Source organism: Streptomyces sp. NPDC054765 (genome assembly GCF_053612065.1).
In genome coordinates, this window is sequence record NZ_JBSHBP010000029.1 from 48,914 (window position 1) to 75,307 (window position 26,394).

General features: G+C 73.0%; 17 protein-coding genes. 9 read left to right on the plus strand and 8 right to left on the minus strand.

Features of this window, described 5'->3' with window-relative positions; genetic code table 11:
* Nucleotides 1-4: 4 nt before the first annotated feature.
* Nucleotides 5-694 carry a cell division ATP-binding protein FtsE gene (gene ftsE / locus ACWGJY_RS19830; protein WP_453262114.1) on the minus strand — a complete coding sequence of 230 codons (690 nt, stop codon included), beginning with the start codon at nucleotides 692-694 and terminating at the stop codon, nucleotides 5-7.
* Nucleotides 695-944: 250 nt separating this feature from the next.
* Here ftsE and ACWGJY_RS19835 point away from each other — a divergent pair, with 250 nt between their 5' ends.
* Nucleotides 945-1,139: a hypothetical protein gene (locus ACWGJY_RS19835; protein ID WP_453262115.1), complete on the plus strand. Its 195-nt coding sequence runs from the start codon at nucleotides 945-947 to the stop codon at nucleotides 1,137-1,139.
* Between the two features lie 105 nt (nucleotides 1,140-1,244).
* Here ACWGJY_RS19835 and ACWGJY_RS19840 read toward each other — a convergent pair whose 3' ends face one another.
* From ACWGJY_RS19840 to ACWGJY_RS19855, 4 genes are all read right to left on the minus strand, one after another.
* Nucleotides 1,245-2,150 (minus strand): hypothetical protein, encoded by a 906-nt coding sequence (locus tag ACWGJY_RS19840; protein ID WP_453262116.1) that lies wholly within the window; start codon nucleotides 2,148-2,150, stop codon nucleotides 1,245-1,247.
* 322 nt (nucleotides 2,151-2,472) lie between these two features.
* On the minus strand, nucleotides 2,473-3,579 hold the full coding sequence (gene prfB, locus ACWGJY_RS19845) for a peptide chain release factor 2 (protein ID WP_085926708.1): 1,107 nt from the start codon (nucleotides 3,577-3,579) through the stop codon (nucleotides 2,473-2,475).
* A 167-nt stretch (nucleotides 3,580-3,746) separates the two neighbouring features.
* On the minus strand, nucleotides 3,747-5,051 hold the full coding sequence (locus ACWGJY_RS19850; protein WP_453262117.1) for a serine/threonine-protein kinase: 1,305 nt from the start codon (nucleotides 5,049-5,051) through the stop codon (nucleotides 3,747-3,749).
* A 382-nt stretch (nucleotides 5,052-5,433) separates the two neighbouring features.
* Nucleotides 5,434-7,083 (minus strand): serine/threonine-protein kinase, encoded by a 1,650-nt coding sequence (locus ACWGJY_RS19855; RefSeq protein ID WP_453262118.1) that lies wholly within the window; start codon nucleotides 7,081-7,083, stop codon nucleotides 5,434-5,436.
* Between the two features lie 522 nt (nucleotides 7,084-7,605).
* On the opposite strand from ACWGJY_RS19855, the gene ACWGJY_RS19860 reads away from it, so the two are divergent.
* The 5 genes from ACWGJY_RS19860 to ACWGJY_RS19880 all read left to right on the plus strand — a co-directional run bounded on the left by ACWGJY_RS19860 (nucleotide 7,606) and on the right by ACWGJY_RS19880 (nucleotide 16,358).
* Nucleotides 7,606-11,019, plus strand: a complete 3,414-nt coding sequence (locus ACWGJY_RS19860; protein WP_453262147.1) for an FHA domain-containing protein — start codon at nucleotides 7,606-7,608, stop codon at nucleotides 11,017-11,019.
* 309 nt (nucleotides 11,020-11,328) lie between these two features.
* Nucleotides 11,329-12,702 carry an ABC transporter substrate-binding protein gene (locus tag ACWGJY_RS19865; RefSeq protein WP_453262119.1) on the plus strand — a complete coding sequence of 458 codons (1,374 nt, stop codon included), beginning with the start codon at nucleotides 11,329-11,331 and terminating at the stop codon, nucleotides 12,700-12,702.
* Nucleotides 12,703-12,747: 45 nt separating this feature from the next.
* Nucleotides 12,748-14,112 carry a carbohydrate ABC transporter permease gene (locus tag ACWGJY_RS19870; RefSeq protein ID WP_453262120.1) on the plus strand — a complete coding sequence of 455 codons (1,365 nt, stop codon included), beginning with the start codon at nucleotides 12,748-12,750 and terminating at the stop codon, nucleotides 14,110-14,112.
* The gene (locus ACWGJY_RS19875) at nucleotides 14,109-15,023 is read left to right on the plus strand and encodes a carbohydrate ABC transporter permease (protein ID WP_453262121.1); all 915 of its coding nucleotides are present in this window, start codon (nucleotides 14,109-14,111) and stop codon (nucleotides 15,021-15,023) included. The genes ACWGJY_RS19870 and ACWGJY_RS19875 overlap by 4 nt, the downstream gene beginning before the upstream one ends.
* Before the next feature lie 378 nt (nucleotides 15,024-15,401).
* Entirely contained in the window at nucleotides 15,402-16,358 is a 957-nt protein-coding gene (locus ACWGJY_RS19880) for a class I SAM-dependent methyltransferase (RefSeq protein ID WP_453262122.1), read from the plus strand.
* Between the two features lie 190 nt (nucleotides 16,359-16,548).
* Here ACWGJY_RS19880 and ACWGJY_RS19885 read toward each other — a convergent pair whose 3' ends face one another.
* Nucleotides 16,549-17,226 carry a DUF4232 domain-containing protein gene (locus tag ACWGJY_RS19885; protein ID WP_453262123.1) on the minus strand — a complete coding sequence of 226 codons (678 nt, stop codon included), beginning with the start codon at nucleotides 17,224-17,226 and terminating at the stop codon, nucleotides 16,549-16,551.
* 314 nt (nucleotides 17,227-17,540) lie between these two features.
* A complete protein-coding gene (locus ACWGJY_RS19890; RefSeq protein WP_453262124.1) occupies nucleotides 17,541-18,230 on the minus strand; it encodes a class I SAM-dependent methyltransferase in 690 nt (229 codons plus the stop codon).
* A gap of 249 nt (nucleotides 18,231-18,479) precedes the next feature.
* Here ACWGJY_RS19890 and ACWGJY_RS19895 point away from each other — a divergent pair, with 249 nt between their 5' ends.
* The 3 genes from ACWGJY_RS19895 to galE all read left to right on the plus strand — a co-directional run bounded on the left by ACWGJY_RS19895 (nucleotide 18,480) and on the right by galE (nucleotide 25,103).
* Entirely contained in the window at nucleotides 18,480-22,157 is a 3,678-nt protein-coding gene (locus ACWGJY_RS19895) for a bifunctional glycosyltransferase/CDP-glycerol:glycerophosphate glycerophosphotransferase (protein WP_453262125.1), read from the plus strand.
* Between the two features lie 263 nt (nucleotides 22,158-22,420).
* Nucleotides 22,421-24,073 carry a glycosyltransferase family 2 protein gene (locus tag ACWGJY_RS19900; RefSeq protein ID WP_453262148.1) on the plus strand — a complete coding sequence of 551 codons (1,653 nt, stop codon included), beginning with the start codon at nucleotides 22,421-22,423 and terminating at the stop codon, nucleotides 24,071-24,073.
* Nucleotides 24,074-24,125: 52 nt separating this feature from the next.
* Nucleotides 24,126-25,103 (plus strand): UDP-glucose 4-epimerase GalE, encoded by a 978-nt coding sequence (gene galE, locus ACWGJY_RS19905; RefSeq protein WP_453262126.1) that lies wholly within the window; start codon nucleotides 24,126-24,128, stop codon nucleotides 25,101-25,103.
* Between the two features lie 283 nt (nucleotides 25,104-25,386).
* On the opposite strand, the gene ACWGJY_RS19910 is transcribed toward galE, so the two are convergent.
* Nucleotides 25,387-26,316 (minus strand): NADP-dependent oxidoreductase, encoded by a 930-nt coding sequence (locus tag ACWGJY_RS19910; RefSeq protein ID WP_453262127.1) that lies wholly within the window; start codon nucleotides 26,314-26,316, stop codon nucleotides 25,387-25,389.
* Nucleotides 26,317-26,394 lie beyond the last annotated feature (78 nt).

Here is a 26,394-nt window from a genome sequence, read left to right on the forward strand (position 1 = left end):
CCTTTCAGTGCTGGTAGCCGTACACGCCGCGCGACTGGTCGCGTACGAGCCGGCCCTTCTCGAGTTCCATGACCCGCTTGCGCATCTGGTCGACGATCTGCTGGTCGTGGGTGGCCATGACCACCGTCGTACCGGTCCGGTTGATCCGGTCCAGCAGCTTCATGATGCCGACCGAGGTCTGCGGGTCGAGGTTGCCGGTGGGCTCGTCCGCGATGAGCAGCATCGGGCGGTTGACGAAGGCCCGCGCGATGGCGACGCGCTGCTGCTCACCACCGGAGAGTTCACCCGGCATACGGTCCTCTTTGCCGCCGAGACCGACGAGTTCGAGGACCTCGGGAACCGTCTTGCGGATCTGGCCGCGCGGCTTGCCGATCACCTCAAGGGCGAAGGCGACATTCTCTCCCACGGTCTTGTTGGGGAGCAGCCGGAAGTCCTGGAAGACCGTGCCCACCTGGCGCCGCATCTGCGGAACCTTCCAGTTGGAGAGCTTCGCGAGGTCCTTGCCGAGGACGTGCACATGGCCATGGCTGGTGCGCTCCTCGCGCAGCAGCAGCCTCAGGAAGGTGGACTTACCGGAGCCCGAGGAGCCCACCAGGAAGACGAACTCGCCGCGCTCGATCTCAAGGGAGACATCCCTGAGTGCAGGGCGGTTCTGCTTCGGGTAGGTCTTGGAGACGTTGTCGAATCGGATCACTGATGCACCACGGTCGACCTGGATAGGGGCACGGTTGCCGAGTTGCGGCTCCCGTCGGTGTGCGTGACCATACGCGAACCTCGCGCGGCGGCGCAGTCACCGTAGGGGGTTGGTGCGTTTATTCACGGCACCTACGGGACAAAAGGGCGCACAATCCCGCGGGACGCGCCGTTCCGGCGTCGAGCTGGCACAGTGGAAGAGGGAACCAATGCATCTTCCGGTGCGTTGGTGCAGTGGAGAAGGAGGTCGCATGACGTACGACCGACTGGTGTGCGCCAACTGCGCGGCCCCTGTGAGCGAGGGCCGCTGCCCCGTGTGCCGGGCGAGCAGAGCACGCCTTCAGCAGCAAGCGGGCGGTATCTTCGCCCAGCTCAGCCCCGCGGTGCTGGTGGCGCTGATGATCGTGCTGATCGCGGTGGGCCTGCTGCTCCACCAGGCCGCCTGACACCCGTACGAGGCTTCTTCGGCGGCAGCGGGGCGCGGACGCCGAGGGGCCCGGGACGCATACCGCATGCTGTCCCGGGCCCCTCCAGCTTGTGGCGCGTCAGCGTCAGGCCGCCGCGGCGCCGCCGCCGTTCTTGTTGATCAGACGGGGCAGGATACGGAAGCCGATACCGCCCGCGATCATCGTCGCAGCGCCGACGAGCAGGAAGGTGGTGCCGGAAGAACCGGTCTCCGCCAGCTCACCGCCCTTGGCCTGCTGCTTTGCCTGGCCAGGCGTGTCAGCGATCTGCTCCTTGCCCTGGCCGGGCTGCTCGATCGGCTTGGAGCCCTCGTTGTCGGTGCCGGTGCCGGTGCTGTCGCCACCGGTCTGGCCGCCGGTGCTGTGACCGCCGGTCTGGCCACCCGTGCTGCTGTCGCCACCGGTCTGGCCGCCGGTGCTGTGACCGCCGGTCTGGCCGCCCGTGGTGGAGCCACCGGTCTGGCCGCCCGTGGTGGAGCCACCGGTCTGGCCGCCGGTGGTGCTGTCACCGCCGGTCTGACCGCCCGTGGTGGAGCCACCGCCGGTCTGGCCGCCGGTGGTGCTGTCACCGCCCGTGGTGGTGTCGCCACCGGTGGTGGAGCCACCGCCCGTGGTGGAGCCACCGCCGGTCTGGCCGCCGGTGGTGGAGCCACCGCCGGTGGTGCTGTCGCCGCCGGTCTGGCCGCCGGTCGTGGTGTCGCCGCCGATCTCGCCGCCGGTCGTCTGACCGCCGATCTCGCCACCGGTCGAGGAGTCACCACCGGTCGAGGAGTCGCCGCCCGTGGTGGAGTCACCGCCGGTCGAGGAGTCACCACCGGAGTCGCCACCGCCGATGATCCCGCCGATGATCCCGCCGATGATCCCGCCGGAGTCGCTCGGGTTTTCACCCGGGCTGGCCGCGGAAGCAGCGCCGGCGGCGGTGAGCGACGCACCGGCCGCAATCACTGCGCCGGCCGCAATGCGCGCTACGCGCAGCCGCGTCTTCTTCGTCATGTACTGCTACCCCCAGTAGCTGAACTCGTCATTGGAGCACCGCTGTACGGGGCGACGAGCGACGTCGGGGTAGGCGAGCTTCGGCCCCGCACTGCGGGCAGGCCACTCAATTCCCCGTTACTGCAAGCACCCCGGACATACGCATGCCGCGCTCAGCCTTCCCAGTTCGGCCACCCTCGTCAAGGCCGAATAAGGACCCGATGCCCGAATTGCCAACTACTGGGCGGTACATGGACATACGACTGTGACCAAACCGCCACAGCAAAAACAACTGCCTCCCCGAGGGAGGCAGTTGATTCCGCTTCGGACGGGGTCTGACCCGCTACTTCTCCTGCTGCTTGCGCCAGCGGATCCCGGCTTCCAGGAAGCCGTCGATGTCGCCGTCCAGAACACCGGTCGGGTTGCCGACCTCGAACTCGGTCCGCAGGTCCTTGACCATCTGGTAGGGGTGCAGGACGTACGAACGCATCTGGTTGCCCCAGGAGTTGCCGCCGTCGCCCTTGAGGGCGTCCATCTTGGCCTGCTCCTCCTGGCGGCGGCGTTCGAGCAGCTTGGCCTGGAGGACGTTCATCGCGGTCGCCTTGTTCTGGATCTGCGAGCGCTCGTTCTGGCAGGAGACGACGATGCCGGTGGGGATGTGCGTCAGCCGGACCGCGGAGTCGGTGGTGTTGACGCCCTGGCCGCCGGGGCCGGAGGAGCGGTAGACGTCCACCCGCAGCTCGGACTCGTCGATCTCGATGTGGTCGGTCTGCTCGACGACGGGCAGCACCTCGACACCGGCGAAGGACGTCTGGCGGCGGCCCTGGTTGTCGAACGGCGAGATGCGCACCAGGCGGTGCGTGCCCTGCTCGACGGAGAGCGTGCCGTAGGCGTACGGGACCTTGATGGCGAAGGTGGTCGACTTGATGCCGGCCTCTTCCGCGTACGAGGTCTCGTACAGCTCGGTCTTGTAGCCGTGCCGCTCGGCCCAGCGCAGATACATGCGCTGGAGCTTCTCGGCGAAGTCGGCGGCGTCCACACCACCGGCCTCGGCGCGGATGTTGACGACCGCCTCACGGGAGTCGTACTCGCCGGACAGGAGGGTGCGGACCTCCAGCTCGTCGACCGCCTTGCGGACCGCGGTCAGCTCGTCCTCGGCCTCGGCCCTGGCGTCCTCGTCGCCCTCGGCCTCGGCGAGCTCGAAGAGCACCTCCAGGTCGTCGACCCGGCCGCGCAGGTCCTCGGCCTTGCGCAGCTGGCCCTGGAGGTAGGACAGCCGGCTGGTGATCTTCTGTGCGTTCTCCGGGTCGTCCCACAGGGACGGCGCCGCGGCCTGCTCCTCGAGCACGGCGACATCGGCCCTCATCTTGTCGAGGTCCAGGACGGCCTCGATCGACCCCATGGTCGAGGAGAGGGACTTCAGCTCTTCGGATACATCGACGACTGCCACGCACCCAGCCTAACGGCTGCCACCGTCAGCGTGACCCGGCCCCGGCAGGTCGGACCTGCCGGTAACCGCGGACGACGGGCCTCCGGCAGCCTGCCGGAGGCCCGTGCACCGGCCGGTTCCGGGGCCCGGCGGTCGTTTCCGGGGCGGGGCGGCGCGCGGGCCGGCCGTTACGGAGCGTTGGGTTCCGGCTGGTGGACGCCCGGTGTGGCGTCGCCCGCCGCGTCGTCACCCGAGGCCAGCCAGCCGCCGAGACCGGCCGCCACCACGACCGCGGCGGCGGCCGCGCCGAGCTTGATCCGGCGGCGGCGCACCGCCTCCGGCGACGAACGGTGCCGGGCCGAGCCGGCGCGGCGCTCACCGGCGGCGCGGGGGGCACGGGCGGTGCCGTGCGCGCCGCCCGCAAGCTCGTCCGGGCCCGGGACCCGCATGCTGGTGTGCGTGTCCCGGTTGGAGTCGGGGACCGCGCCCTGCACGAGCGGGACCGCGCCGCGCGGCGGGGTGGCCTCCCCCTGGGGCGTCGGCGGGTAGTACGGCTCGTCACGGGACCCGGCGGGGCCCTCCTGCTCGCCCTCGGGCTGCTCGTCCTCCGGCTCGTCGATGTCCAACGGCGGGATACCGGCCAGTTCGGGCAGCAGCTCCCGCAGCCGGGCGGCGAGCTCCGGCGCCCGCAGCCGGGAGGCCGGCGCCTTGGCCAGGCACTGGAGCAGCAGCTGCCACAGCTCGTCGGGAATCCCGGGCAGCGGCGCCACGCTCTCGGTCACATGGCGGCGCAGCACCGCCCCGGGGTGCCCGCCGCCGAACGGCGTGAAGCCGGCGAGCAGCTCGTACAGGACGGTCGCCAGGGCGTAGACGTCCACGGAGGCGCGCGGCGGCAGTCCTTCGATGATCTCCGGGGCGAGGTAGTCGGGGGTGCCGATGACCTTGGTCGCATGGGGCCTGCCCTGGGCCGGAGATCCCTGCGGGAGGGTCCTGCGCGGCGAGTCGACGAGCCGGGCGATACCGAAGTCGGTGAGCAGCGCGGGGTGCGCGCCGCCGGGGCCGAGCGGCCCCTGCATGTCCAGCAGGACGTTCTCGGGCTTGACGTCGCGGTGCACGATCCGGGCGGCGTGCGCAGCAGCCAGCCCGTCGGCGACATCGGCGGCGATCGCGACGGCGGCCTCCGGGGCCAGCCGGCGTTCGCGCTCCAGACGGGTGCGCAGATCGGTGCCCCGTACGAGGTCCATGACCAGCGCCAGGTCGTTGCCGTCGACGACGAGGTCGCGGACGCCGACGACATGCGGGTGGTCCAGGCTCAGCAGCGCCGCCCGCTCCTGTACGAAGCGGCCGACGAGTTCCTGGTCGGACGCGAGATCCTCACGCAACAGCTTGATGGCCACGGCCCCTTCGGGACCCTCGCCCAGCCATACCGTGCCGGCACTGCCGCGCCCCAGGATCTGGTGGGCGGTGTACCGGCTGCCGATCTTCCGTGCCAAGACTGCTCCGACGTGTCGGGCCCCCGAGCGTCCTGCGGGGGCTGAGGTTGGCGTCAAAGCTACGCGGGTGCCAGGGGGTTCAGTGCCCCGGAACGTGGCAACCTTCACTTCTGTGAGCGAAATTGTCCGTCAGAAGTCGATAAATCCACTGAGTTGCCTCCCGAGGCCGTCCGGCACGCCGGCGCACGGCGGCATCGGCCCCTCCGCGGCGCGTGCGCCACGGGCGGCATGGGCGGCATGGGCGGCATGGGCGTATTGAGGCACGGGGGCCGGACAGGCGGCGCGGGCCCGTCCGGCCGGTGAAGGCGGCGCGGGCCCGTCGAGGAGAACCACCGGAGCCCTTCCCGCCCGCCCGGCCGTACGGGCCGGCGGGCGCCCGGCGTCAGCCGCCGAATTGCTGCACGAAGCGCTGGACGCTGTGGAAGACATGTCCGACCTGGGAGAAGAAGCCCCGCGTCGTGCCGATCCACTCCTGCAGCGGAGTCAGCTCCCAGACCAGCCAGGCCGCCACGAACAGCAGGATCAAGGTGAACAGGCAGCCCTTGAGGCAGCCCAGACCCGGGATCTTCATGGGGTTGGCGCTGCGCTGACGCGGCTCGCGCCGGGGCCGGGGCTCCGGGGCGGGCGGCCGCTGCGGTTCGTAGCGCTGCGGCGGCGGCTCCTGGCGGCGCTGGGGGGCCTGCGGCTGCTGCTGGGCGTACGGCGCCGGCGGCGGCTGCTGGCGGTACTGGGGCTGCTGCTGCGGCTGCTGGGGGGCGGCCTGACGGCGCTGCGGACGGCGGCGCAGCGGGTCCTCGCCCGGGTTCAGATACTGCACCTGGGTCTGTTCGTTGCGGTCGCGCGCGGCCCGCATCTGGGACTCCCACGGATGGGGGCCGTCGGGCTGCTGCGGTCCGCCGGCCGGTGCGCCCATGGGCATCGGCGGCATCGCGCGGGTGGGGTCGGCGCCCGGTCCACCGGGGCCGCCCGGTCCTCCCGGGCCGCCCGTCGACGGCAGCACGCTGGTCGCCGCCGCCGGGTCGTAGGAACCGGCACCGGAGGGGAGCACCTGGGTAGGGTCGGCGGCGCCGCCGGCGGCCTGGCCCTCACCGCCGGTCCCGGGGACGGTCGCGGGCGCGGGGTCGGGAGCGAGCAGCGCGGCGACGCCGAGTGCGGCCTCGGCCTGGGCCGGGGAGGCGTGCACCCCGATGCCGGACGCGACGGCGCGCAGTGCCCGCGCGAGGTTCTCGGCACTGGGCCGCTCCTCGGGGCGCTTGCGCAGACAGCGCTCGATGACCGTCCACAGCGGCTCGGGGAGCGTGCCGGGGCGCTGCGGCTCCTCGCTGAGGTGGCGGTGCAGCACCTCCAGGGCGGTCGACCCGGCGAACGGCGGACGGCCGGTGACCAGCTCGTACAGCAGGATGCCGGCGCCGTAGATGTCCACCGCGGAGGTCTGCGGGCGGCCCTCGGCGGACTCCGGCGCCACATAGGCGGGGGTGCCGACGAATTCGTGGGTGCGGGTCAGGCCCGGGGAGTCGGCGAGACGGGCGATGCCGAAGTCCGTGAGCATCGGGTGCATCTCGCTGCTGCCGTCGGAGCCGGCGAGCAGGACGTTGGCGGGCTTGAGGTCACGGTGCACCACGCCGTCGGCATGGCTGGCCGCCAGCGCGTCGGCGATCTGGGCGGTGAGCAGCGCGGCGGCCACCGGGCTGAAGGGGCCGCTCTCGCGCAGATAGCGGTGCAGGTCGGGGCCGTCGACCAGGTCCATGACCAGGGCGAGCAGATCACCTTCGACGACGAGGTCGCGGGTGCGGACGATATTGGGGTGGGTGAGCCGCAGGAGGACGGAGCGCTCCCGCAGGAAACGCATCACCACGTCCGCGTCGTGCGCCAGCTCCTCCTTGAGGACCTTGATCGCGACCGTCTCGCCGGGCTCTCCTGCCACGGCGGCCTCGGCGCCCGCCGTCTCCCGCTGGCGGGCACGCCAGACGGTGCCCGTGGCACCGCGTCCCAGCGGCTCCTCGAGCAGGTACTTGCTGCCTACCGGCCGCACGTCATGCGCTCCCTGGTCGTGGTGGTTCTCTTGCCCGGACCGCTGGGTCAGCTGATCAACTCCGCGCGGCCCGTCCGCCCCACTGTAGTGCCGTCGTACAAACTTTTCGGTCCGGCGGCCCGGGACGGGCTTGTGGGGAAGACGTACTTCCGGGACGGATGGTTGCCCGCCGTGCCCCGCCACGCCCCGCCGCGCCCTCGCCGTGCCTTCCCGGCGCGGGCACCGTCCGCGCGCATACCGGCCGGAACTCGTGCCGAGCTGACCACGGCCGTCGAAATCCGGCCGGGCACGGCACGCAAGCAGGCACTTTTTCGCCCTTAGAAGACCAATCAAGATCACTGAATGGCGGTCGGCGGGCGTGTTGTCAGTGGCAGGTGCGAGGATGCACCCAGCACGATGCGGTGGGGCGCGGGGTCTTTGTCGCGACGTGCACTTGGGACTTGTACGTGCCGACGTGCCCGGGTGTGGTGGGGGGAGTGAGCGGCCCCTGCCGGATCCCGGCAGAAGGGACCGTTGACGGCGATGCAGATCCGGCTGACCGTCCTCGGGCCGCGCAGCGGCCACACCACACGGACCTGCGATGTGCTCGTGACGGCCCCCGCCGGGACCGCCCTGGCGGCGGTGGCGGGCTCGCTCGCGGCCTCGGTGGCGGGCTCGGGCGCGGATGTCGGCGGCACCGGCGGCAGCAGTCCCGTCGTGCTGTTCGCCGGGACCGAGCGGCTCGATCCGCAGCGCGCGGCGCTCGGCGAGCCCCCCTTGATCGACGGCGCGGTGCTCTCCCTCCAGGGTCCGGGCCCCGCACCGGCACACGGCCTGCCGCACGGCTCCGCCCGCCTGCGGGTCATCTCCGGTCCCGACGCCGGCGGAGTCCATCTCCTGCACGGCGGCCAGATCCGCATCGGGCGCTCCGCCGACGCGGACGTCCCCCTCGACGACCCCGACGTCTCCCGGCTGCACTGCGCCGTGACGGTCGAGCCCGACGGCTCGGTGTACGTCGCCGATCTGCGCTCCACGAACGGCACCGTCGTGGACGGCACCGACCTCGGCGAACGGCCCGCGCCCCTGCGGCCCGGCGCCCTGCTGCGCATCGGCGAGTCCGCCCTGCGCCTCCAGTCCGCGCCCGGCACCCCCGACCCCGCCCTGCCGACCGCCCCGGACGGCGAGGGACATCTGCGGATCACCCCGGGGTCGGCCGGCCCGAGCCCGGACACGGTGACGGCGGACCCGGCGGAGGCATACGGCGAGTACGGGCCGGCGACCGGTCCGCGAGGGGCCACCGCCGCCGCGGCAGGGACCTACGCGGGAGCCGGGGCCTGCGCCCCGGTGGCCGGCGGCGCCGCGGCCGCCCCCCTGTCCGCTTCCCGTACGGCACCGGGCGCGACGGCACGGCAGGACACCCCTCTGCGCGGCACCCCGGCCCCGTACGACGCACCGGCCCCCCAGCACTCCCCGTACGGCACCGTGCCCTTCCCGGCCGCCTCCACGGGCCATGTCTACGACCGCACCGCCGGCGGCCCCGCGGACGGCTCCGGCCCCGGCGTCCGGGAGCACGCCGACGGCTTTCCGGCCGGTGCGCAGGAGCGGACGCACGGCGGGCAGCAGTCCTTGGCGCCGTCCGACGAGCCGCCCCGTAAGGGCGGGCGGCGCGGCGGCATCGGTGCCTGGGCGCGGCGGCTGGCCGGCGGCCGGCCCGCGGTGGAGCGGCCGGCGGACGCCTTCGCGCCGGAGTACGAACCGGCCGGCGCCGTCACGGCAGCCTTCGCTGGCATCCCCGGGGACGCCCCGGCGCCCGAGGCGCTCAACGGGCCCGCCGGCCAGGAACGCTGGCCGGACACCGCCGCGATCCTGCTCACCGCGCTGGGCCCGGGGCCACGGCTCTGGGAGCGCGGCCCGGACCACCCCGACGCGCTGACCGTCCGGCTGGGGACGGCCGCCCGCAGCGGCGGCCGGACCGCCGTGCCGGTCACCGTCGATCTGCGCCGGGCGGGCTCCCTCGGCCTCGCCGGGCCGCGTGCGCGGCTGGCCGGGCTGGCCCGCAGCGCCCTCGCCCAGCTCGCGGCCCTGCACGCCCCCGGCACCCTCGATCTCGTGCTGATCAGCGCGGACCGGGCGCGCCCCGCCGGGGAGCGGGTGGCGGACTGGTCCTGGCTCGGCTGGCTGCCGCAGGTCCGCCCGGACCGCGGCCAGGACTGCCGGCTGCTGCTCGCGTACGACAAGGAACAGGCCGCGGCCCGCACGTCCGAGCTGGTGCGCCGGCTCGACGACGGCCCGCTGGGACCCGGCTGGGCCGAGGCCGGCCGGGCGGAGATCGCCTCCGCCGCCGCCCGCCACCGGGGCCCCTACACCCTCGTGGTCGTGGACGGCGACCCCGGCACGTCCGCGCTGCGCGAGCGCACCGCCCGGCTCGCGGCGGGCGGCCCGGCGGCCGGCATCCATCTCCTGTGCCTGGCACAGACCCCGTCCGCCTCTCCCGCGTTCCCGCTGGCCGCGACGTACGAAGCGGCCCGGGAGGCGTCGCCCGCCTTCGGGGAGTGCGGTGCGGTCGCGGTGCTCAGCGGCGATGTCGCCACGGCACTGCGCGTCGTCCAGCCGGGCTCCGGGCCCAACGGCACGGTCGCGACGGTGGATGCGGTCTCCGGTGCCTGGGCGGAGCGGTTCGCGCGGGCGCTGGCGCCACTGCGCGAGACCGAGGCGACGGCCCGCACCGGCGGCCGGGCGGCGCCCCGGGCGGCCGTCCCGCTGCCCGATGCGGCGCGGCTGCTGGACGAGTTGGGGCTGGCCCGCGCCACCCCGGCGTCCCTGATGGCCCGTTGGGCCGCCGCGCTGGACACCGGCCGGTCCGGCGCCGCGGCGGTGCTCGGCGCCGGACCGCACGGCCCGCTGTACGCCGATCTCGCCGCCGACGGCACCCATCTCGTCGTGGAGGGCGCGGCGGCCACCGGCAAGACCGAGCTGCTGCGGTCGCTGGCCGCCTCGCTGGCCGCCGCCGACCGCCCGGACCTGCTGTCGCTGGTGCTGGTGGACGGCGGCGGCAGTGAGCGCGGCGAGGGGCTGCGGGTCTGTACGGACCTGCCGCATGTCACGACATATCTCGCCGCCTCGGACCCGGTACGGATGCGGGAGTTCGCCCAGGCGCTGTCCCAAGAACTGAAGCGGCGGGCGGAAATACTGGCCGGCACCCCGTTCGCCGAATGGCGCGGCAAGCATCTGCCGGCCCCCCGGATCGTCGCCCCGCGACGGTCGGCCGAGAGTGGTGACGGAGAGCAGGAACCGATCACTCTCCGTAATCGTTGCCGTGATAGCGGAACGGACGGCGGCACAACGGCGGACCCGTCGACGACCGGAACCCTGCGGCTGCGCCCCCGCAGCACACCGCCCACCGGCCCGGCGGCCCCGGAGGGCGGCCCGGACGCGGCCGCCCCGATGCCCCGGCTCTTCGTGCTGGTCGACGACTTCGACGCCCTGGTGGCCCCGGCGCTGGGCAGCATGGGCCGGCCGGCCGCCGGTTCGGTGGTGCGCGCCCTGGAGGCGGTGGCCCGGGACGGGGTGGCGCTCGGGGTCCATCTGATAGCCGCCACCGGCCATCCGGACCGTACGGCGGAGACCGCGACCGGTGAACGCGCCGGTCTGCGCGTCCAGTTGGGCGCCGCCGGCGATCCGTCCGAGCCGGGGCCCACGGGCCGCGGACGGCTGCACCGCGCGGCGGACGGCTCCTCGACGCCGTTCCAGGCGGGCCGGGTGACCGGCCGGATACCCCGGACGTCCACCCTGCGGCCCACGGTCGTACCGCTGGAGTGGCAGCGGATGGGCGACCCGCCGGCCCGGCGCCCGCTGCGCGAGCTGGGCAACGGCCCGACGGACCTGGCCCTGCTGGCCAGTGCGCTACAGCGGGCCGCACAGTCCTCGGGCGCCCCCTCCGCCCCGCCCCTGCTCTGAGCCCGGCCGCCGCCCCATAACAGCACCGTCACGAAAGGCCGGTGGACGCGGAAGGCGGTATTGCGGACCCCGTGGCCAGGGCGTAGGACTGTCGCACACCGCAGAGCACGACGCACCACACAGCGACACACGGCAGAGCACGACGAGGCGCAGCGCGACCACGCACCATCGCACGGCACCACCGTCACGGCACGGCCCGAGCGGCACGGCCGGAACGGCACGGCACGGCACGGCAGGGGCGCCGCGGCACGACGTGACACGGCCCCTTCGCACCCGGCACGGCAGGCGCAGCGACAAGGGGCTACGGGGATGCGCAGACGACTCGACGGCACTGCTGTACGCGCCACGACCGCCGTGGCGGCGGCCTCGGCGCTCGCCCTGGCGCTGGCCGCCTGTGGCGGCGGTGGCGGCACGAAGGGCAGCGGCAGCGGCAGCGGCAAGGGCGGCGGCACCGCCCCCACCGTGCAACTCCCCTCGCTCAAGGGCCAGAAGCTACAGGTCACCGCGGTCTGGACGGGACCGGAGCGGGAGAACTTCGTCAAGGTGCTGGACGAGTTCGAAAAGCGCACCGGCGCCACGGTCGACTTCGTGCCCAGCGGCGACGACATGGCCGGCTTCATCGGTTCCAAGATCGCCGGGGGCGGGCCGCCGGATGTCGCGATGCTCCAGCAGGTCGGCGTCCTGGGCGAGTTCGCCGAGAAGGGCTGGATCGAGCCGCTCGGTGCGGCCGCCACGGCGCAGCTCGCCAGGAACTACACCAAGGGCTGGCAGGATCTCGGCGCCCACAAGGGCACCCGGTACGGCGTCTACTTCAAGGCGAGCAACAAGTCGCTGGTCTGGTACAACGCCAAGGCGTTCGACAACGCCGGCGTCAAGGAGCCGAAGACCTGGCAGGACTTCCTCACGACGGCGCAGACCCTGGCCGAGTCGGGCGTCGCGCCGGTCTCGGTGGGCGGTGCGGACGGCTGGACGCTGACCGACTGGTTCGAGAACATCTATCTCTCCCAGGCGGGTCCCGGGAAGTACGACCGGCTGGCGCAGCACAGGATCAAGTGGACCGACGCCTCCGTCACGCAGGCACTGACCACGCTCGGCCGGCTCTTCGGCCGGCAGGATCTGCTCGCGGGCGGCAACTCCGGTGCGCTGCAGACGGACTTCCCGACGTCGGTGACCCAGACCTTCAGTGGCGGTGACACCCCCAAGGCCGCGATGGTCTCGTCGGCCGACTTCGCCGCCGCCGACATCAGCCAGACCAAGGCCAGGATCGGCACGGACGCCAAGGTCTTCCCGTTCCCGGCGGTGGGCACCAGATCGCCGGTGGTGACCGGCGGCGATGTGGCGGTGGTCCTCAAGGACAGCAAGGCCTCGCAGGCGCTGCTGACATTCCTGGCGTCGACGGACGCCGCCAGGATCTGGGCGCAGGCGGGCGGGTTCATCTCGCCCAACAAGGAGCTCGACCAGGCGGCGTACGCCAACGGGGTGATGCGCAAGATCGCCAGGGCGCTGATCGCGGCGGGCGACGACTTCCGCTTCGACATGTCCGACCAGGCGCCCGCCTCGTTCGGCGGCAAGCCGGGCCAGGGCGAGTGGAAGGACCTGCAGGACTTCCTGAAGAGCCCGAAGGACATCGCGGGCACGCAGGCGCGGCTGGAGAAGGACGCCGCGAAGTCGTTCGGGCACTGAGCGCCCGCCGCCGACCGCCTCGACCGGGACCGGGGGACCGTCACGATGAGCGCCGTACAGGTCAGCAAGGCCGGTGACAGCAGCGAGGGCGCCGGGCGCCACGACAGCGGCAGGCGCCGCAGCCGCCTCCTGGGCACCCGCCCCTGGACCGCCGCGGTCTTTCTGCTGCCGGCGCTGCTGCTGCTCGGTGCCCTGGTCGTCTACCCGATCGTGTTCTCCGTCTGCCGCAGCCTGTTCGACGCGTCCGGCAACGGCTTTGTGGGGCTGGGCAATTACGGGGCGATGTTCTCGGACGACGGCATCCGTACGGCGCTGCGGAACAATGTCGTCTGGGTGGTGGTGGCGCCGACGGTCTCGACGGTGCTGGGGCTGATCTTCGCGGTGCTGACCGAGCGCATCCGCTGGGGCACCGCCTTCAAGCTGATCGTGTTCATGCCGATGGCGATCTCGATGCTGGCGGCCGGCATCATTTTCCGGCTGGTCTACGACCAGGATCCGCAGCGTGGGGTGGCCAATGCGGTGTGGGTCGGTGTCCATGACACGTTCGCCGGCCCGGCGCCGTTCCCCGGCGCCAAGCCGCGGCCCGCTTCCGGCCTGGCGCCGTCCGGCGGCGGTGCGTTCACCACGCGGTCGGCCGTACGGGCGGGGTCGCCGGTGAAACTGCCGCTGGTCGCCGTCCGGCCGGGCGATCTGCGCGGCGCACGGTCCGCGGCCGCCGCCGGGTCCCGGCCGGGCGAGGTCACCGGCACCGTGTGGCTGGACTTCACCCGTGGTGGCGGTGGCCGTCCCGATGTCATCGACGGCAACGAGAAGGCGCTGGCCGGGCTGACGGTCGAGGCGGTCAGGGGCGGCCGGGTGGTCGCCTCGGCGACGACGGCGGCCGACGGCACCTTTGTGCTGCCCGCCGGCCGGGCCGACGGCGCCCGGCTCCGGCTGCCCGCGGCCAATTTCGCCGAGGCCTACCGTGGTGTCGACTGGCTCGGTCCGGCGCTGGTCACCCCGGCCATCATCGGCTCCTACGTCTGGATGTGGGCCGGTTTCGCGATGGTGCTGATCGCGGCCGGGCTGGCGGGCGTGCCGCGGGAGCTGCTGGAGGCGGCGCGGATGGACGGCGCGGGCGAGTGGCAGGTGTTCCGCCGGATCACGGTGCCGCTGCTGGCGCCGGTCCTGGTGGTCGTGCTGGTCACCCTCATGATCAATGTGCTGAAGATCTTCGATCTGGTCTACGTCATCGCGCCGGGCTCCAGCATCCGGTCCGCCAATGTGCTGGCGCTCCAGCTCTTCCAGTCGTCGTTCGGTACGGACGTGGACCAGGGCCTGGGCAGCGCGATCGCCGTATTCCTGCTGCTGCTCGTGCTGCCGGTGATGTACGTCAATCTCCGGCGCATACGGAAGGAGCGCCGCCGATGACGGCCGTGGAGGGTGTCGTACCGGACGGGCGCGCCGGCGCCGCCGGTGCCGTACGGGCCCGGCAGCCGCTCGCCGCCCGGGTCGCGGCGCGGACCGCCGGCGGCGCGATGCGGATCTTCCTGGTCCTCGTCGCCCTGTTCTGGCTGATGCCGTCGGTGGGGCTGCTGCTGTCCTCGCTGCGCAGCCCGCAGCAGATCGCCGGGTCCGGCTGGTGGCAGGTCTTCAGCGAGCCGGCCCAGATCACCTGGGACAACTACGGCCGGCTGCTGGCCGACGGCAAGGTGATGGGCTCGCTGCTGACGACGGTGGCGATCACCGTGCCGGCGACGGTGCTGGTCGTGGTCATCGGGTCGCTGGCCGGCTATGCGTTCGCGTGGCTGGACTTCCCCGGCCGGGACGGCTGGTTCCTGGTCGTCGTCGGGCTGCTGGTGGTGCCGGTGCAGGTGGCGCTGATCCCGGTGGCAAAGCTGTTCGGCGCGGTCGGGCTCTTCGAGACGACGGCCGGGGTGATCCTCTTCCATACGGCCTTCGGCCTGCCGTTCGCGGTGTTCCTGCTGCGGAACTTCTTCGCCGAGATCCCGCGCGAGCTGCTGGAGGCGGCCCGGCTGGACGGGGCGGGCGAGCTGCGGCTGTTCACCCGCGTGGTGCTGCCGCTGGGCGGTCCGGCGATCGCCTCGCTGGGGATCTTCCAGTTCCTGTGGGTGTGGAACGACATGCTGATCGCGCTGATCTTCGCGGACAGCGGCCATCCGCCGATCACCGTCGCGCTCCAGCAGGAGGTACGGCAGTTCGGCAACAACATCGATGTGCTGGCGCCCGGGGCCTTTCTCTCGATGGTGGTGCCGCTGATCGTCTTCTTCGCCTGCCGGCGTCAGTTCGTCTCCGGGGTGATGGCCGGCGCGGTGAAGTGAGAATCGTGCAAGGACCGGCATTCCCCGGCTCCGCGCCATCTCCCGTTCACTTTTGTCCCTCTACGATGACGCCACTGCCGTGAAACGCATGGTGCGACTGGGCTTCGTCATGGAGACTGCCCGAGCGGCGCCCGGACGTCTTGTGCATCGACGGACGGCGCCCCGGTCCCCGCGAGGCCGCGCCCCTGCGCAGCGGTCATGACGCCGGGCGCGTCCATAACTGCACAGACGCCGACAACAGCAGAAATCTCCCAGCAGATCACGCATACCAGGCACCTCAGGCACATCCACGGCAGTCAGCGCCGGCACATACCGCACGCCCCCCTGCACGCGTCGTACTCAGCCCTACGTTCCCGACCGTCTGGAGACGGACCGCACATGACTGCTCCCATCGCAGACCAGAGTGCCGAACAACTCCCGCGCCCCACCCGGCTGTCCGATGTCAAAGGCTGGTTCTTCACCGCCGACCAGTTGCTCTTCGACTGGTTCCTGGCGCACCAGCAGGACCGCTCGGAGCCGGGTGATCTGCTCGAACTGGGCGCGTATATGGGCAAGAGCGCCATCTTCCTCGGTGCCCGGCTGCGCCCCGAGGAGCGCTTCACGGTCTGCGACCTCTTCGACTCCCCCGCCGAGGACGCCTCCAACTCCAAGGAGATGAGGAAGTCCTACGCGACCCTGACGCGCCGCGCCTTCGAGGCCAACTACCTTGCCTTCCATGACGAGTTGCCCACCATCGTCCAGGGCCTCAGCTCGGTCGTCGGCGACCACGTCGACGAGGGGTCGGTGCGCTTCGCCCATATCGACGCCTCGCATCTGTACGAGCATGTGCACGGCGACATCCTCGCGGTGCGCTCTCTGCTCACCGCCCACGGCATCGTGGTGATGGACGACTACCGTGCCGAACACTGCCCGGGGGTGGCCGCCGCCACCTGGCAGGCCGTCGCGAACGAGGGACTGCGCCCCGTCTGCATCACCGGCACCAAGTTCTACGGGACCTGGGGCGACCCCGAGCCGCTGCAGAAGGCGCTGGTGGACTGGATCACCTCGCGCGGCGACCTCTGGCACGAGGTGCAGTACGTCAACGACGCCCCGCTGGTCCGGCTGAGCGCCAAGGGTGCCAAGGAGCCCGCCCACCCGGTCTCCCGTCACCAGGCCGCCACCGCCCGCGGCCCGCAGCGGACGGCGGCGCAGTCGCCGAAGGCCTCCGCGGCCCGCCCGGCCGCGCGCCCGCCGCTCCCGGCGCGCAGCACGCTGCGCCGGGTCGCCCTGGACGTGCTGCCGCCGATCGTCACCCGCGCCCTGGTGAAGGCCCGTCAGCGGGCCCGTACGCGCTGAGGCGTCCGGCGCGGGCCGGGGCGACGGCACGTGGCCCCGGCCCGGCCGGCCCGAGCGCCGTCGCGCCGTCGTGCGTCGCGCCGTCGTGCGCCGCACCGTCGTGCGTCGCGCCGTCGTGCGTCGCGCCGTCGTGCGTCGCGCCGTCGTGCGTCGCGCCGTCGCGCCGGGGGCGGTCTTTCCAGCGTGCGGGTCAGCCGCCCTGACCGGCGCTTCCGATCGGGCCGACCTTCACCGGGGAGCCGGCGCCGTCCGTGACGGGCAGCGTGCCGGCACCCGGCCAGGGGAGGGTGACCGACTTCGTCTCGTTCGGCGGGGTCACCACCAGCGCCGTGACACGGACGCCGGAGCCGCCCGACGTGTTGACCGGGTAGTGGATGCCGAAGGCCACCGACGCCCCGCTCTTGAGGATGCCCGGGTTGGCCTTCTCGCCGCTGCGCTTCGCGGACAGCGCCCCCGCGTTGGTCTTCAGGTCGACGCCCGCGTACCCGGAAATCGCACAGTCCCGGCCGCCGCTGTTCTTCAGCTCCACATTGACGGTGCCATCGGTGTCGCCGCCGATGGTGCCGTCCATCGCCGTGATCTTCAGCTCGTCGGTGCGGCACTCGCCGGCCTTGCCGTTCCCGTGGGAGCCGGTCCCGGCGGCCGTGCCCTGCCCGCCGGAGCTCTTCCCGGCGGAGTCCTTCCCGCCGCCCTGACCGCTGTCCTGACTGCCACCCGTGGCCGACGAGCCGGAGGTGGCCGCCTTGCCGGACGGAGAGGCGGTCGAAGAGCCCTGCGCGGCGCCCGGTTCCTGACACCCCGTCACCAGCATGGCGCCGCCGACGAGGGCTGCGGAGACGAGAAATGCCGTGCGACGGTTGCCGGACATGAAAGAGACCCCTTGGTATCCAGTATGGAAGCCGAAGCGGTGCCGGCTCCTCGGTACGTGCTTGATCGGTACGTGCTTGATCATTATGAAGGGCTGTGAACCGAGGGGATACCGGCGTCATCGTTCCGCGACGCCACCGTCGCAAAGCGGTGACATGATCACGACATATTTAGCCCAAGGGCCTGCCCGGTACGCCCCGTTCGGCGCCACATACGGCTCCCCAGCGGCCCACCGGCCATCCGGAAGACCCCTCCGCGCCACACCCGGATCATCAGGCACGAGGCGAGACACAGGAGTCACTTCTCACACCCGGCCTAACCGCGCGGCACCTGCCCCACCAGCACGAAGACATTGGACCGCAGCAGCATCCCGGCCGGGCGCGGCAGCGGATGGGAGTACGTGCGGCGTACGGCCAGGCCCGCGGACTCGGCGAAGGCCCGCAGCAGGGCGAAGTCGGTGAAGCGCACCGGGGTGGGCCCGGCCCGATGCCCGGCCTCCTGCGCGGTGATCAGCAGCACCCCGCCGCCCGGCCGTACGTAGCGGACATAGGCCCGCAGCAGGCCCTCGACCTGCTCGTCGTCCAGATGTTCCAGGACGTGCGCGGTCAGCAGCGCGTCGAAGGCGCCGGGCCGGGCGTGCGGGCTCGCGAGGAAGGCGCCGGCCGTGTAGGCGGTCAGCCCGCGTTCGCGGCAGCGCGCCACGGACTGCGGGTCGTGGTCCACCCCGACGCTGCCGGGCGCGCAGCCGGCGAGCGTGCCACCGGTGCCGCAGCCGATCTCCAGCACCCGGCCGGTGCCGATCCGCCGCAGCTGGCTGCGGTACGGGGACCGGGCGGGCAGCAGCCGCGCCGGGCCGCCGCGCTCCCGTTCGGCCGGCAGCCGCGCGGTGGAGGCGGACGGCGCGGTGCCCGCGGGGCGCACCGGCCGGGCGGTCCGGGTGTCGCTGCCGGGCTGCCCGGCGTCGGGGCTGTCGGTGGCGGCGGAGCTGTCGGTTCGGCCGGGCATCGGGACGCGGTCACCTTCCCTGGGGAAACACGGCGCGGCGGCGCCGTAAAGCTGTGCAACGGGTCTACGGCATCGGACGCGGCCCGGCACTACGGCGCGCCGAATGCGCGCGCCGCGCGTCATCCTGTGCCCAGGTCTCGCCGAGGGCGTCTCTCACCCTTTCAGCGCAGAGGCGGTGACCGTGCCGCCGCGGGCGAGTTGAACGGACCGGTCTTGTGCATCGCCAGTCCGGAAAGGCTTGGTCCGCGTATGAAGCCTCGGCTCACCGTCGTCGTCCCGGTCCCTCGCATCGAGGGGTCCGAGCGGAATGTGGAGGAGTGCCTGGAGTCGGTCGCGGCTCAGACGCTGACCGATCTGGATGTGGTGATGGTGGACGACGGCCCGCCCGCCGACGCGGGCGGGGACGGGGCCGGCACCGCGACGGACGGGGCACCCGCCGCGCCCGCCGCGCCCTCCGCATCTGCCGCATCCGCCCCGCCCTCCGCGCCCGCCCGCCGTTTCGCGGAGCGCGACCCGCGGTTCCGGATCGTCCACCACCCCGGGGGCGGTCCGGCCCCCGGCTGCGGCGCGCTCCGCAACACCGGTGCCCGGCACGCCTATCCGCACACCGAGTATCTGGCGTTCCTCGACGCGGAGGATGTGCTGCTGCCCCGCGCGTACGAGGACCTCGTCGGCCTGCTGGACAAGTCCGGCGCGGACCTGGCGACCGGCAATGTCTACCGGCTCGGCGCGGCCGGCCGCAGCCAGTCCGCACACCACCCGGCCACCCGCCCCACCGTGCTGCGCACCCACATCGGCGAAGACCTCGGCCTGCTGTCCGACCACTTCGCCCGTAACAAGGTCTTCCGCCGCACCTTCTGGGACACACACCAATTCGCCTTCCCGGAGGGAGCGTTGTGCCATGACGCGGCGGTGACGCTGCCGGCGCTCTTCCTCGCCGGGGCGGTCGACGTCCTGCGGGAGCACGTCTGTTACCGGCGGCTGCCGGAAGGCCCCGACCGCTACCGGCGGCTCGACGCCCGGGGCGTACGGGACCGGTTCGCCGCGGTGGCCGGCATCCGGCGTTTCCTCGCCGACCCGGCTCACGCCCGGCTGAGCGTCCATCAGCGCGACTACGACCGTTCGCAGCTCACCGACGGGCTGCTCGACCTGGTCGACGCGCTGCCGGCGGCCACGCCGGAGTGCCGGACCGCGTTCCTGGACTGCGCCCGTGACTTCCTCTCCGGCGTCGATCCGCGGCTGTTTCCCACGCTGCCGGTGGAGCTGCGGATGCGCTGGTATCTGATCCGCGCCGGGCGGCTGGCGGATCTGCTCACCCTGCTCGTGCACGAGGCCCGCAACCCGGCCGGGTTCACCGTCGCCGGGCCGCCGCTGCGCAAGCGGGCGGTGCTGCCGCTGACACCGCGGCTGGAGCTGCCGCCGGGCGTGACCCGGCTGGACCGCGCCGACTTCCCCGTACGGGCCCGGGTCCGGGAGGCGGTCTGGCGCGACGGTGTGCTGGTGCTGCGCGGCTACGCCTATATCCGGAATCTGGACGCCGCGGCCCGGCACAGCTATCTCAGGACGGCCGTGCTGTCGTGCGGGCGGCGCCGGATCCTGCTGCCGCTGCGGCCGGTGTCGATGGTGGCGGCGACCACCGAGTCCGGTCAGGAGCTGCACTGTTACGACTGGTCGGGCTTCGAGCTGCGGCTCGATCCGGCCCGGCTGCGCCGGGGCGGGCGCTGGGAGGAGGGCGACTGGACGGTCGGGGTGCTGCTGGCGTCGGCGGGCGTGGTGCGGGCCGCGGCGCTGCACGCCCCGGAGACCGGCTCGGGCGCCGCACCGTGCACCCGTGAGCTGCCCGGGGACGGCGCGGACGGCGGCGTACGGATCACGCCCCGGTACGCGGACGGGCAGCTGCGGCTGTCGGTGGCCCGGCCCGCCCAGCGGCTGGCCGGCCATCGTGCGGCGGCGGCCGGCGCCCTGGACCTGGCCGTCACCGCGGCCGGCCCGCCGCCCGCCGCGCTGCGGCTGACCCACCAGCAGACCGGCACGGTGGTGTCGTTCCCGGTGGAGACGGCACGCCCCGGGGGGCCGGGGGAAGCGGGCGGGGCTTCCGGCGGCGCCCACTACACCCCGTCCCCGCCGCCGGCCTTCCGTATCCGGCTCGATGCCCTGGCCGCCGCGCGCCCCACCCGGGACGGCGCGCCGCGGGCGATCGTGCCGGCGCACACCGAGAGCTGGGTGCCCGAGGTGGTGCTGCCCGACGGCGGCACCGACCCGATCGCCTGCGATCCCGCTCTCGCCCCCGTCGCCCATCCGCTCGCGCACGGCCGTGAGCTGGTCGTGGCGGCCACCCCGGCCGGGACCCTGGTCCTGCACGACCGCATCCCGCAGCCGTACCTGGACCGGGCGATGTGGCGCGGGGACGGCACCCTGCTGGTGGCGGGCAGGCTGCCCAACGCCGCGCCGCACGCCACCGAGCTGGTCCTCAAGCACCGCGCACACGCCGCCGAGCTGGCCTTCCCCACCCTCCACGACGACGGCCGGTTCCACGGCACGCTGCCGCTGGGCGCACTGCCCTCGCTCGCCGGGACGCTGCCGCTGCGCGAGGGCCGCTGGACCCTGCATCTGCGCGAGCAGGGCGCGCCCGGCTCCCCGCTGGACGCCCCGGTGCGCTGCGCGCCGTCCCTCCTCGACGGGCTGCCGGCCGCCCGTACGGTCCGCGGCAAGCCGCTGACCCTGGACCGGCACCGGCTCGACGAGGTGCTCGTGACGGCGGGTCCCGCGCTGCCCGCCACCGACCGCGGCCCCTACCGCCGCCGGATGCTGCGCGAGCAGCACTACGCGCTGCACCGTTCCCGTCCGCTGCGGGACACCGTCCTCTACAGCAGCTTCGGCGGCCGCGCGTACGGGGATTCCCCGCGTGCGGTGCACGAGGAGCTGGTGCGCCGGGGCATGGACGTGGAGCATCTGTGGGCGGTGCGCGACGCGCAGACCGCGGTGCCCGGGACGGCGCGGGCGGTGCTGGTGGGCAGCGCCGAGTGGCACGGCGCGCTGGCGCACAGCCGCTGGGTGGTCACCAACACCCATCTGCCCCGGTGGTTCACCCGGCGCGGCGGCCAGCGCATCATCCAGACCTGGCACGGCACCCCGCTCAAGCGGATCGGCGCCGACCTGGCCGGGACGCTGTGCGCGGGCCTGGCCCATCTGGCGGCGCGGCCGCGGGTCAGCCGGCAGTGGAGCGTGCTGCTCTCGCCCAACGCGCACAGCACCCCGGTGCTGCGCTCCGCGCTCGGCTACTCCGGCCGGCTGCTGGAGACCGGGCTGCCGCGCACCGACGCCTTCTTCGCCGCCGACCGCGAGCACAGGGCGGCCACGGTCCGCGCGCGTCTGGGCATCGAGCCGGGTAAGAAAGTGGTGCTGTACGCGCCGACCCCGCGCGACGATCTGGCCTACGACGCGGGCCACCACCGGCTGCATCTGCCGCTCGACCTGGCGCTGGCACGGCAGGAGCTGGCGGATGACCATGTGCTGCTGGTGCGCGGCCACCCACTGGTCGCCGACCGGCTGCCGGCCCACCACGCCCCCTTCGCCCTCGATGTCTCCGCCCACCCGGACGCCACCGAGCTGTTGCTGGCCGCGGACGTGCTGGTCACCGACTATTCGTCGCTGGCCGTGGACTTCGCCAACACCGGACGCCCGATGCTGTTCCTGACGCCCGACCTGCCGCACTACCGCGACACCCTGCGCGGCTTCACCCTCGACTTCGAGGCACGGGCGCCGGGCCCGCTGCTCACCTCGACCGGTGAACTGATCGATGCGCTGGGCGACTTGACGGCGATCACCGCGGCGGGGGCGGACGCGTACGCGGACTTCCGGGAAACGTTCTGCCACCGGGACGACGGCGGTGCGGCGGGCCGGGTCGCGGATCTGATGGAACCGTGACCGGGGCCGGTCCGCCGCAAGGTGGTGGCGTGCGGATCGGCATCGTGCGGCACTCGCGTCGTTACAGCATGTGCAGGCGTCTTCACGGGCCTCTGCACACCCAAGCCCCGGCTCCCGCCAGGTAAGAAGACGGCAAGAGGGCGGAAAAGCGGAGCAGCGGGTGCAACCGCGCGGCGGGTTTCGGCCTCTGAACCATCGGAAATGGGTTCGGACCCCGCACGCGCCAAGAGATGCTGTCGACACGAAATGTAGATTCAGTGACTGTGAAAGAAGCCCTCGATCCGCTGACGGGGCCCACCATCACGCCATCCGCGCAGATCAGCATCGTCGTCATCGCCTTCAACGATGCCGGCCATGTCTGCGATGCGGTGCGCTCCGCACTCGCGCAGGGGCCCCCGGGCGAAACGGTCACCGAAGTGATCGCGGTGAACGATGCCTCCACCGACGGCACCGGCGCCGCCCTGGACGCCCTCGCCCACGACGAACCGCGCCTTCGGGTGATCCACCGCGACACGAACAGCGGCGGCTGCGGCACCCCGCGCAACGAGGGTCTGCGCGCCGCCACCGGGCGGTTCGTGATGTTCCTCGACAGCGACGATGTGCTGCCCCCGGGCGCGGCGCGGGCGCTGCTGGCCGCCGCTGTGGAGCATGACGCCCCGGTCGCGGCCGGTGCCTGCGTACGCCGTGAGCTGCCCGCGCACCGCGATGTCCCCTGGCAGCCCGGCCTCTACCGCGAGCCCGCGGTCCACAGCTCCCCCGAGGCCAGCCCCCAGCTGGTCCGGGACACGCTGTGCGTCAACAAGCTCTATGAGCGGGCGTTCCTCGACAAGCACGCCATCGCCTTCCCCGAGGGCCGCTTCACCTACGAGGACTTCGTGTTCACCGCGCGGGTGCTGGCCGCCGCCCCGCGGATCGCCACGATCCCCGACCGTGTCTACGTCTGGCATGTGCGCCGCTCGGCCGCCAAGCAGTCGATCTCCCTGGACCGCAAGGACGTCGCCAACTGGCAGGCGCGGATCGCGGCGCACCGCGCCAGCGTGCAGATCTTCCAGCACGCCGGGCAGCACGCGCTGGCGCATGCCGCGCACACCAAGTTCCTCGACCACGATCTGCGGATGTACGTCCGCGAGCTGCACACCCGCGGCGCGGACTACCGCACCGAGTGGTGGCGGCTGACCCGCGAGTACCTGGCCGGTTTCGACGAGGCCGATCTGCGGGCGGCCCGTGCCCCGGCCCGCTGGCTGGCCCGGGTGGTGCTGGCCTCCCCGGCCCCGCGGGATCTGGGACGGCTGACCCAGCTCGCGGCCCGGCCCGGCCGGCTGCTGCCTCCGTACGCGAAGGCCGACGGCCGCGCGGTGTGGTCCCAGGACCTGCCCGAGGTCCGGCTGGACGCGATGAGCAACAAGCCGATGCACCGCCTGCCGGTGACCATAGACGCGGAACCGGCCGTCAGCAGCCCCGGTGTGCTGCGACTGCGGGTGCACGATCTGTACGGGCGGCTGGCCGCGGCCGGACCGGAGAGCATCGACATCGAGCTGCGGCGCCGCCGGGACGACCGGCGCGGCCCGGTCCACACCGCCGCGCTCACCCCGGCCCCGGCCACCGACGGTTCCGAGGCCTGCTGGACCGCCGAGGTCGTGCTGGACCTCGGCGCGCTGGTGGAACAGGGCGGCCGGCACTGTGCCGACCCCGAGCCATGGGACCTGATGGCGCAGGTCAGCTGCGCGGACGGGGCCGGTTTCCGGGCCGCGCTGCGGGCCATCGGTCCGGGCCTGCGCCGCCGGGTGGTGCCCAGCCGCCGCCATGCCGTGCTGCTGGTCCAGCCGTATGCGACGACCGGCGGCGCGCTGTCACTGCGGGTCGCCTCCGGCCTGCGCAGCGTATGGCGGATCGCCGCCCGGCGGCTGCACGGCTGAAAGACCGCGGCCCGCCCCCCGCACACTCCGACCCCGACCTAGGATTGGCGCTATGTCTTATTTGATCACGGGTGGTGCCGGCTACATCGGTGCCCATGTCGTACGGGCCCTGCGCCAGGCCGGCGAGAGTGTCGTCGTGCTCGACGATCTGACGACGGGCGTGGCCGCCCGGGTCCCCGAGGACGTCCCTCTGGTCGTCGGCTCCACGCTGAACCGCGAGCTGCTCGATGCCACCCTCGCCGGGCACGGTGTCACCGATGTCGTGCACCTGGCCGCCAAGAAGCAGGTCGGCGAGTCCGTCGAGATGCCGCTGCACTACTACCGCGAGAACGTGCACGGTCTGCAGACCCTGCTGGAGGCGATGGCCGCGGGCGGCGTCGGCCGGCTGGTGTTCTCCTCCTCGGCCGCGGTCTACGGCATGCCGGATGTCGACCTGGTCACCGAGGAGACGCCCTGCACCCCGATCAACCCGTACGGCGAGACCAAGCTCGTCGGCGAGTGGATGGCCCGTGCGGCGGGCAAGGCGCACGGCATCAGCACCGCCTGTCTGCGCTACTTCAACGTCGCTGGGACGGCCACCCCCGAGCTGGCCGACACCGGGGTCTACAACATCGTCCCGATGGTCTTCGAGAAGCTCACCGAGGGCGCCGCGCCGCGCATCTTCGGCGATGACTACGACACCCCCGACGGCACCTGCATCCGCGACTACATCCACGTCGCCGACCTGGCCGAGGCCCATGTGGCGGCCGCCCGCAAGCTCGCCGAGCCGGGCCCGGTACGCGACCTGACGCTGAACATCGGGCGCGGCGAGGGGGTGTCGGTGCGCGAGATGGTCGGTCTGATCACCGAGATCACCGGCCACCGGGGCGTCACCGCCGAGGTCACCCCGCGCCGTGCGGGCGACCCGGCCCGGGTGGTGGCGGCCGCCGACCGGATCACCGCCGAGCTGGGCTGGAAGGCCCGCCACGACGTGCGCGACATGATCACCTCGGCCTGGGCGGGCTGGCAGCACCACCACCCGCAGGCCTAGGACACCTAGGGGCCCTGGGGCCGCACCGCTCGCGTACGGCCGCCGGGCACCGTCTGGATCAGTGGTGTCCTGTCGCAGCGCATCTGTCAGATAGCGAGCCGTTGACCTGCTGGGATGCCAGGTCGTGGGAGAAGGCGGAGGCCTGGGGTTCTCGAACGACCTGGCATCGCGGAAGTCGCGGTCACGGTAGCGGCAGATGTGCCCCTTGCCGGGTCGTCACAGGCGCGAGCCACCAGTCGTTCATCAGTGGGGGCCTCGCTCACATGAGGCCCCCACGAGGAGATCAGACGATGAGGACGATCTTGCCCTGGAGGTGACCGTCGTCGAGCAGCCGGTGCGCGTCGGCGACGCGCTCGAACGGGAACGTCTCCTGCACGTGGACCCTGAGCCTGCCCTGTTCGACGAGTTCGACGAGACCTCGCAGGGCGACCGGATCGGGGTCGACCGCGATGCCGCTGAAGCGCATGCCGGCCGCCTCGTACTTGGCGGCGAGTTCCGCATCGTCCATGGCGACCGCCGTCACCAGGTGACCACCCGGGCGGAGCACTTCGAGGGAGCGCTCGACGGTATCGCCGCCGAGCGTGTCGAGCACGACGTCGATGTCGCGGACCGCCTCGGTGAAGTCGACCGCCGTGTAGTCGATCACCTCATCGGCGCCACATCCCTCGACGAACTTCCGCTTGCTCCCGCCGGCGGTCGTGATCACGTGCGCGCCGAGCGCCTTCGCAATCTGGATCGCGACGTGGCCGACCCCGCCACCACCGCCGTGGACCAGGACGCGGTCGCCCTCACTCACGCCGCCGAGGTCGACGAGGCCCTGCCACGCCGTCAGCCCGACGACCGGCAGCGCCGACGCCTCGACGTGCGAGAGCGACGTCGGCTTGTGTGCGAGGTGCAGCGCCGGCGCCGACACGACCTCGGCGTACGCGCTCGCCGCCCGCGGGAACAGCGGCATCCCGAACACCTCGTCGCCGGGCCTGAACCGCCACGTCTGCGGCGCCTCCTCGATCACACCGCTGATGTCCCAGCCGAGGATGAACGGCGGCCGGCCGATCAGCGGGAACTCGCCGGCGCGCAGGCGCGCCTCCAGCGGGTTCAGCCCGATTGCCTTGACGCGGACGAGTACCTCGGTCGGAAGGGGCTGGGGCTCGGGCGCGTCCACGATGGTGAGCACCTCGGGACCGCCGAACGCCTGCTGAGTGATGACTCGCATGACTCTCCTGCTCAGGAAGGGGAAAACCCAGGCTATGAACCTGATAGGAACCAGCAGGTGCCATAGGCGCAGGTACCT